We start from the raw sequence: 16,278 nt of genomic DNA, 5'->3' as shown, positions 1-16,278 counted from the left end.
ACAACCTTGACTGATAAATTTTCTTCAACAATACTGGATTTGCCAGCGATTAAGGATCTTGGAAAGGTATTATTGCCAAGAGAGAGCTGTGAATAGGATTAAGATCACATTGTAAAAATATCTTATCTTGTCCATTATGGATTTTTAAGGGGCACAATATTCCATAAAATTCCTAATGAGTCAATAAAAAGCCAACGTCCTAAATTCCAACTAAAATTAAGTACGAATTAAACTCACTTGTGCCAAACTCTTAATAAAAATGATTTACGATCAATATATTAAGATTTGTATTATCGATGATTCGGCCAAAGAATTTTTTCCTGCGTTTGAAAAAACTCAACTTGGGTTTGAGTTAGCACGAAGCCAAAAAACTTGCTCATTAAGCCCTATTTATTTTGCACGCTTTGCCAAGGCTTCTTTTTTTAATATGTTCTTCATGGTTTTATAACCATTTTTCTTATGTTGTTCTATAGTTTCTCTTGAAAAATCAGAATCCCATGCATACGGTTCATTTTTTCCTACTTCACGTATAATTCTGGTGATGGATTGAATGCCTGGATCACCCATTGTTTGAATATAAGTAGGGAATTGTCTTATCTCTTCAGCTATGTTGGGCTCACAATGATTCAAAATCTGTTCAATTAGTTTTTTGTAGTTATTGATAAGATCAGTTGTATGTATGTCTTTCCTTATTTTTTCTGAAAATAAAATCTCATCTTTTCTTGAAAGAACCTCAATCATATTTTCAGGAAGGGGGCGATTTCTTGAATAAAGCTCAACAATATAGATTTTTTTGTTGGATCGACCACAGACATCAAGTGTTGAATCAATAGGGGTATTGGTTATGATTCCACCATCCCAATAATGTTTATTATTAATTGTTGTCCATGGAAACCCCGGAGGCAGGCTTCCACTGGCAAGAATATGATCGGGGGTAATGTCATCTGTATAACTGTCAAAGGTTTCAAATTCAGATGTTTCAACGTTAACTGCCATCACCAGCAGGCGGACGGGGCTGTCTTTTAACTTATCAAAATCGATGTATTTGCGTAAAAGATCTTTAACATATGAAGTATCGTAAAAACTTGTCCAGTGAATTGGTAATTGATCGGCACTAAAAACTGGCATAGGCCATCTTGGAAGGAAAAAGTTGGGAGACCCCCAAATCATAGCATGCCAGGAAGAGAGAAGTCGTCTTGCTTGTTCATCAGCAACACTGAACATATCTAGAGCGAGATCATTCCAAAAGCCCTCCAACGCTTCAGTCGCATGTTTGGGATTTCCAGCAATAATTGCGGAATTAAATGCACCTATAGAAATTCCAGAAACAATATCCGGGTAAATCCCATGTTCTTCCATTGCTTTAACCACGCCGCACTCAAAAGCACCAAGAGCCCCACCACCTTGCAGGGTAAGGATGGTTTGAATTGCAATTTTTTCCAGAGAAAAGTTAATATCAAAAAGCATTTTCTTATGAGGCTCTATATTAACTCTGTTGATAATCAGTGATTCTGCCGCTTTAATTTCTTCTATAGGGCGTCCAGAAAAAAAGGCACCTTGCAACAATCCATCTTTCAGATAAAACAAGGCACAGTTTTTTTCTTTAATTGAACCTCTTACTATTCGTTCCGTAGCATCAACGGTATCACCGATTATGACAATGTAATTATCAAATGCGTGGAGATTGAAATAAGAGGCAGTACTGTAGCTTTTTCTCATTCCCATCATATTTAATGCAGCAATTTTTCCTTGTTTGATGGCGTTATCTACTCCTCCATTTCGATGATATCTTCTAAATACTGGATCAAAAAAGTTAGCAACATCACCGGCAGCATAAATTCCCTCTTTATTGGTTTGCAGATATTGATCGACAACAATGCCATCATTGATCTGAATTCCACTCCCTTGAAGAAAATCAGTAACCGGAAAGTATTTATCGGTTATGACTACAAAGTCACACGCTAAATTTTTTCCTGTATTTGTTTCTACTGATTGGACATGCTTTTTACCATTAAATTGTTTTATCGTTTCATGAAGAAGTACTTCAACGCCATTGTTGGTTATAAAAGCAGCTACCTCAGCTGAAGAACTTACATTAAACAAATGGAACTCTTCTGCGATAATGGTTACTTTTATATTTTTTTTAATCAATAAAGAAGCGAGCTCGATGCCAATATAACTTCCTCCCACGATTACTGCCTTTTTTGCATGTTCTATTTCATGTATAAGTGGCTGTGCATCAGGGAGCGTTTTAAGATAATAGATTTTGTCGAGTTTACTTCCTGGCAGCTCAACTCGTTTAGGGTTGCAGCCTGTGGCAATAAGCAATTGTTTAAAATAGAAATTTCCAGTATGGTCTGTTCTCACAATTTTATTTTTGGGATCAACAGACAAAACTTTTGTGTTGAGCAATACATCAATATCATTTTTTTTATAGTAGCTTTCGTTGAATATAATGAATTGTTCTTTCTTGCGGTTTCCAGTCAGAAATCCTCTGGCGAGCTGAGGGCGAAGGTAGGGAAGGTAATGCTCTTCTGATAGTATGGCAATGCTCCCAGTAGCGCCTTCTTTTCTCAAAGTATCGGCGGCAAGTGCCGAAGCAAGGCCGCCGCCAAGAAGTAAATAATCTACTGTTTTTGTCATCTTTGTTTATCCTTTTAGCCAATGACAAGTATGCGGTTTAGTACAGCGAAAGCACCTGCTACCAGCAATTTTTATAAATATACTCAATGAGGTTCTGAAATAAGTATTACCTCAAATTATATACCTTGGGAATATGAGGAAGGCGAGTTCTAAGAGAATTTTTATTTTCAATTGTAAACACGCCCAAGTAAATATAGAAAATTCGATCAAAGAAAAGTGAGTGAAACAAAGTACTGTCTTTATGAGTAAATGACACGATTACTTTAAAGACAGTTCTTATGATGCTTGTTAGGCGTGTAACGTAAGGCTTAAAAACAATCCCTGGAATGAGAAGTTATTTGTCTCATTACCAACAATACGTTGGGGCCTAAATTATCTATACCAGTTGGACCTACTATGAGGCCAGTAAATCCTCTAAGCGTGGTACAAACAGGTCCATCTTTATCAAGGTATTTCGGAAGAGGGGCGGAAGCGGAAGAAACTGTATTTACAACGCAAAATCCAGCTAAAACTAAAGGTAAAAACTTCAATGTCTTAATTTACTCCTATATGATTGACGCAATACCTTGCTTTTTTTATCGATAAACTCAATAGGAATTAATTAAAATCAATAGGATACGCACTTGTATTAGAGTTAATGGGGATAAAACAAATTAATTAATCGAGATGATCCAATGGAAGTGTAGTTGTTTCACAAATAGTTCTTAAAATAAAGCTTGATTGTACGCTAGTAACCCCATTGATACGTGTCAGTTTGTCTAATAAGAACAATTGGTATGCGTTTAGATCGGGCACGATTACTTTTAACACGTAATCTGCAGATTGACCTGTAATTAAATAACACTGAACTACTTCAGGAAGAAAGCGAACAGCTTCCTCAAATTGGCTCATGACAGCGGGCTGATGACTATTTAATCCAACTAAAACAATCACAGATAACTTTAAACCCAGTTTTTCGGGTTCAAGAAGAGCAACTTTTTTCTTAATATAGCCATTATCTTCCAACAATTTGACGCGACGAAGGCAAGGCGAGGGGGATAACGCTACCATATCAGCAAGTTCTTGGTTATTAATTTGACAGTTTGACTGAAGGATATCTAATATTTTCTTGTCTGTACGATCCATAATTTTTTAAAAATAACATGAATATTTTAAATATTAGCATTTTAATCCAAAAAATGTTAGTAAATTAAAATTAGAATCTAAATAATTAAAATAAAACCCTATATTTGCAATAAAATTTCAAAACAAATGCATTACAATATTCTCTAATGCATAGGTTGTAACCAATGTGCGTATATTAGCTGCTTGTATTTTCGAGGATTTTTATGTCTACATCACGTGTTGTTGCCTGGTTTGTGTGGCTTATTGCGTCAATATTTTACGCATACCAATATGTTCTTAGAGTGATGCCCAATATTATGATGGATGATATTACGTCGAAATTTCATATTGATGCGACGGTATTTGGACAATTTTCTGGTGTTTATTATCTTGGCTACTCTTTGATGCATTTGCCAATTGGGATTATGCTGGATCGTTTTGGCCCAAGAAAAGTAATGACTTTATGCATTTTACTTCCTGTTCTTGGCTTGCTGCCGCTGATTTTTGCTGATCATTGGATGTATCCTCTTATAGGAAGAGCGCTTATTGGCATTGGATCGTCAGCTGCAATTTTGGGTACGTTTAAAATAATACGTATGACATTTAAAGAACAGCATTTTTCTCGAATGCTAAGTTTTTCAGTGATGATAGGACTTATAGGCGCTGTTTATGGTGGTGGTCCAGTTAGCTATATGTGTCATGCAGTGGGTTATAAAATGGTCATTGAAGTATTTATCGCTATTGGCCTCGTGCTTGCCTGCGTAACTTATTTTATAGTCCCCGATGAGAAACCTACTTATCACACATCAATCCTTGCCAATATCAAAACTGTTTTTACCAACAAAAAAGTCATTTTGATGTGCTGTTTTGCAGGGCTAATGCTAGGTCCTTTGGAAGGATTTTCTGATGTATGGGGTTCTGGCTTTTTAAAACAGGTATATGGTTTGAATACATCAACAGCAAACTACTTACCTTCAATGATTTTTATTGGCATGTGTTTTGGCTCCCCAGTTTTAAGTTTGATTGCAGAAAAATCAGGATATTACCTGGGAACAATCATCGCAGCAGGAATAACCATGTGTGTTGTTTTTACTGCACTTGTTGGAGGTATGTTAAACGTATCCAGTATCACGATATCTTTTATATTGGTCGGAATGTGCTGTGCTTATCAGATTCTAGCTATTTATAAAGTTTCTACTTATGTTCCAGAGCATCTTGCTGGCCTCACTACGGCAATCGCCAATATGATAATTATGATTTTTGGCTATGCGTTCCATACAATTATAGGTTATGTTGTCAATGTAAATGGCGGCATTCGTGAGGCGGGAGCTTTTGTTTATGGAATAGGAGTTATCCCTGCCACCCTGGCAATGGGGGTTATCGGTTTTTTACTTCTCGCATATCGAGAAAAAAACACAGTCACAAAACTCTATCCTGTAGAGTCTCCAAGTTAAGGTGTGATCCAATCTTCAAAATAAAAAGTGGAGTAACTGTCATGAATTTTATCTCAAGACAGATTACTACACTTATTTATTCAAGTTGCAATTGTCTGTTAAAGATCGAGGTGAAAATATTGTTTTTCATATCGTTCTGTCTAGATGTTGGAAAATCTATCGATATAAGCTAATATTTTAAAAGTTAACAATCGATTACAAAAGTTAACTGTTATCATTTAAATGGGCCGTTAGCTCAGCTGGTAGAGCAGGAGACTCTTAATCTCTTGGTCATAGGTTCGATCCCTATACGGCCTATCAAGTTCTTTTTACTAGCTCATTTTTATAGTCTCAAAAATATTAAGGACAGTTTTAAGACTGGTTGTACTGCAATGCCTATTAATGTGAGTTTCGCTTGCAAAAATAAATCATAAAATATTCAATAGTAAAAACGAAACGTCTTTTACATGATGTAACTACTTATTTTATCCGTTACTTCATTACTTTCATCTAACCAACCCATTGTTTTCATAATTTCTTTACTGCGTTTGCCACTACCATGCTGTGAACGTCCTTGAGCATGTTCCACCAATTCTTTTAAGCTCATATCTTCATTGGTATAACTTCTAACAAAAAATGAATACATACCACACCATGCATTTTTGTCATCGGTCAATTTTTTATTGTAGCGTTGCAGAAAATCGTTTTTTAATTGTTCAGAATCTTTGTGGCGCTTTTCTTCTGCTTTTACTTTTTCTGCCTCTTGATTGGCTTTTTCTTGGGCAAGACGAATATTTTTTTCCATCTCTCTCTTGGCTTTTTCTTGAACAAGATGAATATTCAGATAATCAATGATGGGTTGAACCTTGTATTTTTGTGCAAAAAATGTAATTTTATCGATGTCTTCTTGAGGCATATCAGCCGGATTTTCAAATGATCGAAAAGCGCGTAGGAATAAATCAAATTCGCCTACTGAAATAACAGATTCCATTAATAGAATAAAGTCCTCATTATTATCTAGCTTATTCTGTTCATTTTCTTTTAATAGGTTTTCAATAAATTGGGACGCTAATTTTCTTGCATGAGCCAGGGCCTCATTGAGAATATCATCGTCGTTTAAAGCGTTGAGCAGATCTGCAGCTAAGGAATCCACATTGAAGTCTTCCTTTGCGGGGGTACTCATTTTAAGTATGGGGGACGCAACCTGATAAGCAAGGTTGATTAATCCTTGAAGAGGATCTCGAGTAGAAGTGGTGGAAGGTTCTTCCTTTGAACCGAGCTTTAACTCATTTAATGTGGGGACTATAGGAATACTTACGCCTCTAAAGTCAGATAGAACATCCCAAAACATATATCGTGCTACGGGAGGTTCTGTAGCGTCCTTTGGTAATTCAAAACACAAATGTTCACTGTCATCAAGAACGTATAGAATACTTGATGGTAATGTAAATGTGAATGCAACTGCATATTCGGCTATAATTTTTTTGACTACCTTTTGAGCAAAATGTTTCTCCTTGAATTGCTTTTGCATCGCAATAAAATTTGGAGGAGTACCAATAATCTCCTGCTCCTTTTTATTATAAATAACAATAGATTCTTCTTCGCATAGGCTTTTAAAATCTTTTGTAACAAGAACATTAAGGATATAGGACGATTTTCCTGGATCTTCAATTTTTAGGGGTAAGATTTCAAAACGTTGTGTTTTTAAGCCAAATGTACTGATTTGATCGAGTAAAGCTTTTTCTCTTTCAATTTTACGATTCCAAAGATCTTCACTTGTTTGTATTTTTCCATCCCAAAATATCTCCCGATCCGTTTTATTGGGAATAAAAAAGCATTGGTTTGTCTCTTTAATTTGATACACATTTTTTTCAGCTCCACCACCGAGCTTTTGACAATCGGATTTTTTAAAAGTTTTGCCATTTAGGGTTAAGAGGATAGCGTCACTTTTTGCAAAAAAGAGTTTTAACCAATCTTTCATCGAGTCAATAGAATGTAATATAATGTGGTCACAATATTATCATCCTGATTGTTGTCAATCAATTATTTAAAAATTTATGCAAATTATTGTTCTATTTTGAAATTCGATATCAATATTTTTGCTGGCTACCAAATGACAGAAAGTTGTCATTTTCTATATTTTTTATCGCATCGCTATTTTGTTCTTGATGCTTCGTCTCTTTTTTTCTCATTCGCATCAATTGTTCATGACGTGCTTTTTTTCGGCTTTGAAAGACTTCATCAATGCGCTTTTGTTTTGCATCTGAAACAAAATTAAGGATAGTTAATGTCTTAATATTCAATTTTTCATCTGAATCGAGGCAAGTTTTTATACGTAAGGAATTTCGAACATTCGAACAGCAATACCACTGACCATGAAAAAATGAATACTTTTTATGATTTTTTGAAGGACTAAAAACCGTACCGGCATAGTAATTTATGGACGCATCAAATAAGACTAAATTTTTGTAGAATAATTCTGCTATATCTTTCTGATTTCCTTGATTATTGCAAAAATAAAGCTTTATATTTTTAATTCTAAAATGCAGGTAGACAAAATCAGAGTTAAAACGATCTGCTATTTGATCAATACTAAGATAGGTTGTTTGACTGGTAATAGGGTAATGGCTGCTCAGATGAAAATGTTCTAATAATTGATTAACACCATGAGCGAGGATATAGATGGTGAGTTGTTCCTGATTCAGTAAATTATAATCAATTGGATTACCATGTTGTAAGATGAGTATGTTTTGATCTGTAAGCGTATTTTTCCAATCTATTGCCCGGGCAATGAGATCATTATTTTCATGGAATGGGATATAGAGGATTATCATGTAATTTTCTCACCTTGTTGAAACAGAATTATGAGCAGTAACTATTTTTTATTCAGTATTTCTAAGAAATGGTGATTGTACCATATTGAGTATAAATTGTTCACAACGATGTAATTGTTCTCGCCCAACAAATTCATTAGCACGATGAGCTTGTTCAATACTACCCGGCCCACAAACAATAGTGGGTATTTCTGCTTGTTGAAATAATCCTGCTTCGGTGGCGTAAGCGACCTTTGATTGTTTTTCATTCTGACAAATTGATTGGGCAGCACGCACAATTGGTTCTGATAACGGTGTATCCAATCCAGGTGCTTTAGCAAGCGTTTCCAGAATAACGTTTGTATTCAATTGTTCTTTGCGCAGAGAAGGGAGTAGTTGGGCATCCAGGTAATCCACTATTTGTTGATGTAGCTGTTCCTGGTTATCTGAAACTAAGTTTCTAATTTCAAAAACAAATTCACACAAACTAGGAATTGTATTATAAGCGTTTCCACCCTGAATGAGATTAGTGGAAATTGTAGTGTAGGGTACATCATAAGATGCATCATGATGCCCTTGTGATTTAAACTGATGCGCCATATTGCGAAGAAATGTAATAAATGATGCAGCATGTTCTATCGCATTACACCCTTGAGGCGTTAATGAAGAGTGAGCCGCTACTCCATGAATTTGGCAGCGATAGCATTGTATTCCTTTATGCCCAATGACTGGCTGCATTGAGGTTGGTTCACCTACAATGCACGCTTTGGGTTTATAATTTAACTTCATCATTTTCTCAATAAGGCGTGGTGCGCCAAGGCAGCCAACTTCTTCATCATAAGAAAAAGCAAAATGTATTGGGAAATCGAGATTAAGTGCTTTCAGTTGTGGAATGAGGCTCATGACTACAGCAATGAAACCTTTCATATCACAAGCTCCTCTGCCATATATTTTCTCATCTTTAATCGTTGCTTGAAATGGATTACTGTCCCAGGCCTGTCCATCAACAGGTACTACATCCGTATGGCCAGATAAAATAAGACCGCCATTGCGTTGACCATGGCGATTAGGGAGCGAAGCAAGTAAATTTGCTTTAAGGCCTTTATCATCATGGATTAAAATAGAATTAATATGATAATCATTTAATCCATTAGCGAGCGTTTCTATTAGTGATAAATTGGAATTGCGTGAGGTAGTATCAAATGCGATAAGTTTTGTTAGCCACTCCAGAGTATTCATAATATTTCCTATAATTAAATTAAAGCGGTAGCCATCCAAGCTACGTTAGAGAATTATAATCTTTCTCAATGTGTAAAACATCTTATTGTAGAGCTTAGTTTGATCCACTTGAAGTCATGTCAACTCAGCTTATCGGAGGTACTCGCTCAATTAAAGGTTGCCCATCTGGTTGTGTAATTGACATGCTCTATTTCGCTCAGTAATCGTACCGCAATGCAATTAAGTGAATATTATTGTTCTATACTTAATCAGGGTCGTTTAAATCATTTCAAGGAGTGAAATTATTATGAAAAAATTATTATTAATTTTTTTTTCGCTTACGATGCTTAATGCAGTTTCCCATGCTACCAAAATTGTAATTACCGGGACTCCGATTATTTTGGAAAAACAAGGGGATGTTTACTATGTGCCTAATGATTATAAATCGACTACATCTTATTACTATGTGAGTTTAAATGGGGCGCGGCAAGTATGCTATATAGATAAGCAACCTGAGTTATCTGCTTTGAATACTACGACGCTTGAAGTGAATTACAACGGCTCAACTTTAACTTGGGTTTGTTATCCATTCGATACTAATTATTTTGAAACCCCATAAAAATATCGTAGTCTAGGCGTCGCTACGCTTCACCCAGACTGCGATATAAGATTTTTTGCCCAAAATTAGGGTGTGTTTACAATTCATCCCCACCGCACCCTGGGTGGCGTGACCTATATGAAGAAATTTGCTGTTGATTACGAGCATCTGGATGCCGCGAACAAGTCGCGACACGTAGGCGGGACGCCCTATTTTTCTTTTTTTGAAGACGCTAAATTGAGTCCATTAACTACTTCCTGGAGCTTTTTTAAATGAATGGGTTTAGTTAATATTTTATTCATTTCTGAACGCATGGGATTATTTTCTGTTTCACCTGAGGTATTAGTAGTTAGGCCAATAATAGGTAAAGGAGTTTTCCCAGCACGTTTTTCCATATCGCGAATACACTGAATGAGGTTTTTGTCCGCAATACCGGATATATCTATATCAGTAATGATTAAGTCAAAATCATTCGTTTCTAACAGCTCTAAAGCATGTTCGCCATCGATTGCCGAATAATATTGATATCCTCCTTGTTCTACAACATTTTCAATCATATGAAGGGAAATGATGTTATCTTCTACCAGAAGAATAAGCGGCGTATGAGATACTGTTTCTTTGTTCAGTATTTTTGTTTCATTATAAGTGAGGGTATTGTCCTCGTTATACCCGATTTTCATTGTGAGGGTAAAATAAAAAGTAGAGCCTTTTCCTACTTCACTTTCCAGATTTATTTCTCCACCCAGAAGGCTTAAATATTTTTGTGCGACATGAAGGCCAACGCCATAACCACCGTGCTGGCTTTTGTATGCAGGAGTAGCGCGGAAGAAGCGATCAAAGATTTTATCCTTTAATTCCGGAGGTATGCCAATTCCTGTATCAATCACACTGAATCGAAGTTGTGCATAGCTATTTTCATGTGAAAGTGTCTCCACTTTAATTGTAACAATACCTTTATCAGTGAATCGAATTGCATTTCCTACTAGATTTAATAAAACTCGATGTAATTTTGTACCATCAGTGATAAAAGTATTTGGTGCTGTATCATCAATTTCGATATTCAGCTGAATTTTTTTCATTTCCAGAGTAGGTTGTACAAGATGTGCAATATCTTTAACATTTTTGCGTAATTCGAATAGCTCCTCATGGACATCACTGTCTCTGAGATTATCTGCGGCAACGATTTCCATTACACCATTTAATAGATCCAATAATTGTTCACCACTTTCATGAATCCAACGCGCAAATTGTTTTCTTTCTGGATCTTCTGCTTTCTCTTCCAAAAGTCGTGACATCCCAACAATACCACTTAATGGGGTATGAATATCATGGCTCATATTTTCAATAAATTCAGTTTTTGCCTTGTTTGCAACTTCAGCATTTTCTTTGGCACGACGCAAAGCAACTTCCATTTTTTTGTGTTCTGTGATGTCGAGAGAAATACCCAAAACACCAATAATCTCATTGTTTTGATTGTGTAAGGGAACCTTTTGGGAATAGTAAATACCCATTCCATTTGTCATGACTGCATATTCTTCTACAGTATGTGGTATGCCCGTTTCCATAACTAATGTATTGATTTTATTTAATTCTTCTGCTTGATCTTTCCATGGCATATCGTAATTGGTTTTTCCAACAATTTCTTTTCTTGATTGCAAACGGGCGCTTTTTGCTTGTCGATCGTTACAACCTAAAAAGACATTATTCTTATCAAGCCAGTATACATGTCCTGGCATTAAGGCAATTATATTTTCGTAATAATCACGAACAGCGTGCAATTCATTTTTATAATTAAGTTTTTCTTCATCCAGAGATAGGGTCAGTTGACGAATCTCTTCATTTTTTCGATTAATAATTTCGTGTAATTCTTTAATTTTTTCAGAATCCATTTTCCACCATATAAAATGACTTAATAACCGAAGTACGTGCGTTATTGAGTAAAAATATTGTTGATCGACAGTATGTTAATGGACGGACACGTAAAAGAATATAGTAAATCATCCAAAATATCTGTCTATTATAAATAAATAGTGAGAATATTATAAACTATTTTAAAAAAATTGGTTATTTTTTTTTCAAAATGAATTATACTATGTCTATATTTTTGACTGAACATTGAAAATAATTCGATTTTTAAAACCCCAAAATATTAAGTTAAGTACCTATCATCCCGACTTAAATAATTTTTAAGTAGTTGAGTGAATTGATAGTGTGCAGAAGTGATAAACATAACGCTAAGGAAATATTAGATGCCCAAAATCAAAGGTCCGAAAGACGGCAAAATTATTACCGCAAGTTTTGATTCAAAAGATAGTAGTAAAAGTCGTTTTCCTTCGTTGAAGACTACAAATGATTTAGTTCTTTTAAGTATTAAAGGAAATGAGTACTGTGCTGGTGGATTTTTAGCAGCTATTGTGAAACAAGCTGTTGATATGCATCAAACCGGTCCTGATTATACTGGTGTGAAGGGTAAAGCAACATTTTTAATTGCCGATGAAATTTATTGGCATAATCTTAAGGAAGATTCCTCATCCGGTGATAATGAAGATGCTCTTAAAAAGAACGCCATAGAGTTAGGGGATCTATATTTTAAAGCTAATCTTGGCGCGTTCTTAGCTCCTTTGGGGCTTACTGAGAACGATTTCGATACTAGGTATCCAAATAAGACCGTGGATGAAAAAATTGAGATTATCAATAAATTAGCTGCGGATACTGGAAAGAATTTTGAAATAGTTCGTTGGCATAATTGGGTGTCTCAAAATAATTTTAATGAAATTTTAAAAGAAATAATACCTCTATATAGTTCAGTAGAAGGTCTTAAGGTAACTATTGACAAGGTAAGTTCCGAGTTTGCAAGTCGTCATGCCGGGGAAGGAGATAATCGCGAGTTATGGCTTCATCGTTCTGAAGGTTACCTTACCGAAGAAAGTCCTTCTATTATGCTGTTAGCAGCTGCCTTAGGTTATAATTTTATCATTTATCCAGGGAGTATCTTACCTCCGTTTGAAGCAACAAAGGGATACTTTGTGGTTGATAATCATGTTGCTCGCATCGAAAAAGGTGAGAATATTAAAAATGAATGTAATCATAATAAATTTTGTATTCATGTGGAGAATCCTTCTCGATTGGTCAATTGGTTAGAAGTTAATTTTAAAAGAAGCCATGAAAACTTACCTGTAAAAGAAGCAATGACTCGTAGTAACATTTCTTTTTTCGCTTCTAGAAGTGGACCTAAAGCAAAAGAATCACTTCATCGTGAGCAAGGGGTTCTAAAAAACATTTTTTCAGCTAATGAAATAGAGGAGCATGCAAGTGCTTTGGCTCTTTTACCTCAAAATAAGGCTGATTCTTCCTCAACAATTCGTGGAATTAATCAGGTGGCTCAGCAGGATATCCATTCCGGTAGGAATCAAGCAAACTCAAATCCTTCTTCAGCTTCGTTAACTCAAATCTTTGCCGGTATAACTCAAGGAGTTTTAGCATCTGATCTGCCAATGGCAGAGAAAGTTGGTTTTTTGACAGAACTTGTTGATGCCTATGCTAAGCGACCCGATCCAAACTATTATAACTCCCAAAAAATGTCTATAATGTAAAAAATTATCAGCCCCATATCGGTTTGTGATAGGGGCTTTTTAAACGTAATGAAGCAGAAATTATTTTAGCATAGCGGGAGCAAATGGCCGGCCATTCACAGTAATTTTTTGGTTTTCTAATTTGAAGGTAAAGACATAATCATTACCCTCAACCTTTAAAAAACCTTTGCTGACAAAATCTTGTAATATTTTTTCTGCTTTGTTTGCAGCTTCATTATCAGTAATAGATAAGATTTGTGTTGGGCTTGTTGAGCCAGGTGAAGGTGCTTGAGTCTCTTCGTTCGCTTGGGTATTGTTGGCGAGATCACTTTTAATTGATGCGGTCATCAGCTCTTTTACTGTGGCTATCGGTGCCTTAAAGTAACCTTCACCTTGCATCTTTTGCATTATCTGTGATAGATCGTTTTCTTCGCCTTTTGGTACTGATAATTTAAAATTTCCTATAATTTTCCCACTTGGTAAGTTCAGGGTCAATTCTGAAAGCTCTAATACCGCACCTTTGGCAAGGAGTTTTGGTAATTCTGTTGCGAATGCAAGCGTGGCAAGATTAGGGTCGCTATTATTTTGAATCATATTGAATTCTTGTTGATTGATTTTCGCTACAATTGCTGGATCCAGATTTCTAAAATTCAAGTGTAAAATCCCTGGTCCAAAATTTTGATTATTAGTAAATAGTTTTTGCAATGACAGTTTAAGGTCGATGTTCAGCACATCATCACGAACATCAGAGCTAGCCGAGAAATCAAATCCAGTAAGCTCGAAGTTTTTTGCACCAGCTAGATTGAATGCAATAGAAGGAATATCAAAATAAGTTTGACCAAGCCATAACCATTCTTGATACCGTTTAAATTTATAATCATAGGTGACTTCGCCAATATTGAAGCTAACATTACTTTGAGCATTAACTGGGTTGCTAGCTTCGCCATTTAACCCCCAAAGCCTTAAATTACCATTGATATGATCCAGATTAGAGGAAACGCTGAGCAAAGAAGTTAAACCTTGCCAATTGAGTTGAAAGTCTCCCTCATTTTGTCCAATCTTGCCTTCTAGGGAAAAGGAAGGAAGCGTGTATCTGAAAACAGTTTTATTCAGATAATTTATAAAGGCTTCATAATGTGTTTCAGGTTGCGTTGTAATGAGACCTAATCCAAAACGTATTCCATTAGGTGTCGTTATGAATGGTCCGTGTTTGATGAGAATAGGTATATCCATATTCAAATCAACCGGTGGTTCTGTTTTAGTGACTCCATCTTTATCTGTTGTACTTTGAGCGGGAATATACATCTTAAGTGTTAATGTTGCTTGAGATGAAAACCATCCACGATGGTATTGAGCAAGATGGACACTAAATGCAGACGATTTAGGTATTGAGTCTATATTTTTATTTAGAGTGCTTTTGATTGTTAAACCAATGAAATAGTAAGCTACGAGTATAAGTACCAGCAAAAATATAATAAATCCAGACCATTTTTTCATAAGTACCCAAATTAAAATCCCTTTAATAATATTATTTAGACTAAAAGTTTTATTTTGTAAATTAAATAGATATCGTTCTTGCTTAGAATTGGAGTTGGAATTTAAGCCTTCTAAAGGACTCAAAGTAAAAGACCAGAATGTTCTGGTCTTTATGATTTAAAGATTAAAATTTAAAAAATTACAGAAGGTATCTGGAGTTGATTTAGGAATTGGTGCAAAAAAAGAATGATACATTGTCTTATGGAGATAGTTCTGATAACCAATTGATTCCGATATGTTTTTTTGAAAATTTTTTAAATTCATCAGTTTTAACTGAGAGCCTTGCTCTAGCATATCGATGAATTCAACATCATCTATACTGGAATATAATCCTCCTAACTCTGCCCATACTTTTTGAGTAACTTCTTTTTTTATTGTTTGCCAGATGGGCGATAAATTCTTTTCAAGAAGCAAAAATAACCGCATTAACTCTTTATATTCATGGGCTGTTTGAGGATTGGTAAAAAGTTCAAGATGTTTCATTGCTACCTGTTCAATTATTTTATCCCTACGTGTAGAAATAGCAAAACCCAATGCTTTTTCAAGTGGAACAAATTCATCAAAGCTAGACTCATAAACAAACACTTCACCTGTTTCAAACTCATAGAACCATCCATGAAGAGTGAGTTCTTTACGTTTCAATTTTTCGGCAATCAATGGATATGATTTTAAATGTTCCATCTGAGTTAAAATGTTTAGCTTGGTGGCTTGAAGCACTTTTAAACTGAAATCATTAGGATTAGATTCTTTAGAATCATTCATTTTTTTTAAGACCGAATGTGAATGAGTAAGCCATGAGGCGACTTCGGGCAGGCGTTCATTGAGGTTGGGAGTTAATAAACCCTTCATGGCACCACAGTGTGAGTGGCCACAAATAATAATGTCTTTGATGCTATGAAGTTCACTTAGAGCAAACATAAGCCCCGCAGCTTCACTTGATGGAATATGAGAAGGAGGAATGATATTTCCTACATTACGAATGACAAATAAATCACCTGGTTTTGTTTGTGTCAGAAGATTTGGCAATAAGCGTGAATCAGAACATGTGATGAATAGAATTTCAGGGGTTTGACCTACACTCAATTGCTTGAATATGTCTTCCATTTGTTTAAATGACCCATCTTGGAACTGACGTACCCCAAGCATCAATTTAATTAACATAGGCGCTCCTTTTAAAGTAGATATCAATTTGTTATATGCGCAGTAAGAATGGACATCCTATTCTTTTTTATATCCAACAGGACTTACGAAAAACCCCAATCTCTTTGTTAAAAAATGTTTTTAATTCGGTCATTTAGCCTATCTAAACTCCCTCATTAAAAACATTTTTTGCCTCGACCTTGAGATTTTTCGTAAGTCCT

Annotated in this window: 11 protein-coding genes and 1 tRNA gene; 4 read left to right on the top strand and 8 right to left on the bottom strand. The window is 35.4% G+C overall.

The features are described from left to right. Positions 1-390: 390 nt before the first annotated feature. Entirely contained in the window at positions 391-2,643 is a 2,253-nt protein-coding gene (locus tag DGG96_RS17720) for an FAD-dependent oxidoreductase (RefSeq protein ID WP_110143872.1), read from the bottom strand. A 657-nt stretch (positions 2,644-3,300) separates the two neighbouring features. Further along, entirely contained in the window at positions 3,301-3,768 is a 468-nt protein-coding gene (locus DGG96_RS17715) for an Lrp/AsnC family transcriptional regulator (RefSeq protein WP_058468676.1), read from the bottom strand. A 203-nt stretch (positions 3,769-3,971) separates the two neighbouring features. Between DGG96_RS17715 and DGG96_RS17710 the strand changes: the two genes are divergently transcribed. Next, positions 3,972-5,201, top strand: coding sequence for an MFS transporter (locus DGG96_RS17710; RefSeq protein WP_110143871.1), 1,230 nt, complete (start codon positions 3,972-3,974; stop codon positions 5,199-5,201). Between the two features lie 224 nt (positions 5,202-5,425). Then, positions 5,426-5,498: transfer RNA gene (locus DGG96_RS17705), tRNA-Lys, on the top strand. 145 nt (positions 5,499-5,643) lie between these two features. Here the strand turns inward: DGG96_RS17705 and DGG96_RS17700 are convergent. The 3 genes from DGG96_RS17700 to argE form a co-directional block, all read right to left on the bottom strand. Further along, on the bottom strand, positions 5,644-7,161 hold the full coding sequence (locus tag DGG96_RS17700; protein ID WP_110143870.1) for a hypothetical protein: 1,518 nt from the start codon (positions 7,159-7,161) through the stop codon (positions 5,644-5,646). Between the two features lie 109 nt (positions 7,162-7,270). Continuing rightward, positions 7,271-8,014, bottom strand: a complete 744-nt coding sequence (locus DGG96_RS17695) for a hypothetical protein (RefSeq protein ID WP_110143869.1) — start codon at positions 8,012-8,014, stop codon at positions 7,271-7,273. Between the two features lie 48 nt (positions 8,015-8,062). Beyond that, a complete protein-coding gene (gene argE, locus DGG96_RS17690) occupies positions 8,063-9,232 on the bottom strand; it encodes an acetylornithine deacetylase (RefSeq protein WP_110143868.1) in 1,170 nt (389 codons plus the stop codon). Between the two features lie 286 nt (positions 9,233-9,518). Here argE and DGG96_RS17685 point away from each other — a divergent pair, with 286 nt between their 5' ends. Next, entirely contained in the window at positions 9,519-9,830 is a 312-nt protein-coding gene (locus tag DGG96_RS17685; protein ID WP_165831643.1) for a hypothetical protein, read from the top strand. Positions 9,831-10,018: 188 nt separating this feature from the next. Here DGG96_RS17685 and DGG96_RS17680 read toward each other — a convergent pair whose 3' ends face one another. After that, positions 10,019-11,698, bottom strand: a complete 1,680-nt coding sequence (locus DGG96_RS17680; protein ID WP_110143866.1) for an ATP-binding protein — start codon at positions 11,696-11,698, stop codon at positions 10,019-10,021. Between the two features lie 360 nt (positions 11,699-12,058). On the opposite strand from DGG96_RS17680, the gene DGG96_RS17675 reads away from it, so the two are divergent. Further along, on the top strand, positions 12,059-13,402 hold the full coding sequence (locus DGG96_RS17675; RefSeq protein WP_110143865.1) for a hypothetical protein: 1,344 nt from the start codon (positions 12,059-12,061) through the stop codon (positions 13,400-13,402). Between the two features lie 60 nt (positions 13,403-13,462). Here DGG96_RS17675 and DGG96_RS17670 read toward each other — a convergent pair whose 3' ends face one another. Both DGG96_RS17670 and DGG96_RS17665 read right to left on the bottom strand, forming a co-directional pair. Beyond that, the gene (locus DGG96_RS17670; protein WP_110143898.1) at positions 13,463-14,878 is read right to left on the bottom strand and encodes a YdgA family protein; all 1,416 of its coding nucleotides are present in this window, start codon (positions 14,876-14,878) and stop codon (positions 13,463-13,465) included. Between the two features lie 156 nt (positions 14,879-15,034). Next, the gene (locus DGG96_RS17665; RefSeq protein ID WP_110143864.1) at positions 15,035-16,078 is read right to left on the bottom strand and encodes a carbonic anhydrase; all 1,044 of its coding nucleotides are present in this window, start codon (positions 16,076-16,078) and stop codon (positions 15,035-15,037) included. Positions 16,079-16,278: the final 200 nt, after the last annotated feature.

This window comes from Legionella qingyii, from assembly GCF_003184185.1.
Note: the sequence above shows the minus strand (reverse complement) of the source record. Positions and strands in the feature narration are given on the sequence as shown.

Excerpts from the sequence above, each read along its gene's own strand:
- DGG96_RS17710 (WP_110143871.1), top strand. The coding sequence starts at position 3,972 with ATGTCTACATCACGTGTTGTTGCCTGGTTTGTGTGGCTTATTGCGTCA.
- argE (WP_110143868.1), bottom strand. The coding sequence starts at position 9,232 with ATGAATACTCTGGAGTGGCTAACAAAACTTATCGCATTTGATACTACC.
- DGG96_RS17700 (WP_110143870.1), bottom strand. The coding sequence starts at position 7,161 with ATGAAAGATTGGTTAAAACTCTTTTTTGCAAAAAGTGACGCTATCCTC.
- DGG96_RS17685 (WP_165831643.1), top strand. The coding sequence starts at position 9,519 with ATGAAAAAATTATTATTAATTTTTTTTTCGCTTACGATGCTTAATGCA.
- DGG96_RS17680 (WP_110143866.1), bottom strand. The coding sequence starts at position 11,698 with ATGGATTCTGAAAAAATTAAAGAATTACACGAAATTATTAATCGAAAA.
- DGG96_RS17665 (WP_110143864.1), bottom strand. The coding sequence starts at position 16,078 with ATGTTAATTAAATTGATGCTTGGGGTACGTCAGTTCCAAGATGGGTCA.
- DGG96_RS17715 (WP_058468676.1), bottom strand. The coding sequence starts at position 3,768 with ATGGATCGTACAGACAAGAAAATATTAGATATCCTTCAGTCAAACTGT.
- DGG96_RS17670 (WP_110143898.1), bottom strand. The coding sequence starts at position 14,878 with ATGAAAAAATGGTCTGGATTTATTATATTTTTGCTGGTACTTATACTC.
- DGG96_RS17695 (WP_110143869.1), bottom strand. The coding sequence starts at position 8,014 with ATGATAATCCTCTATATCCCATTCCATGAAAATAATGATCTCATTGCC.
- DGG96_RS17675 (WP_110143865.1), top strand. The coding sequence starts at position 12,059 with ATGCCCAAAATCAAAGGTCCGAAAGACGGCAAAATTATTACCGCAAGT.
- DGG96_RS17720 (WP_110143872.1), bottom strand. The coding sequence starts at position 2,643 with ATGACAAAAACAGTAGATTATTTACTTCTTGGCGGCGGCCTTGCTTCG.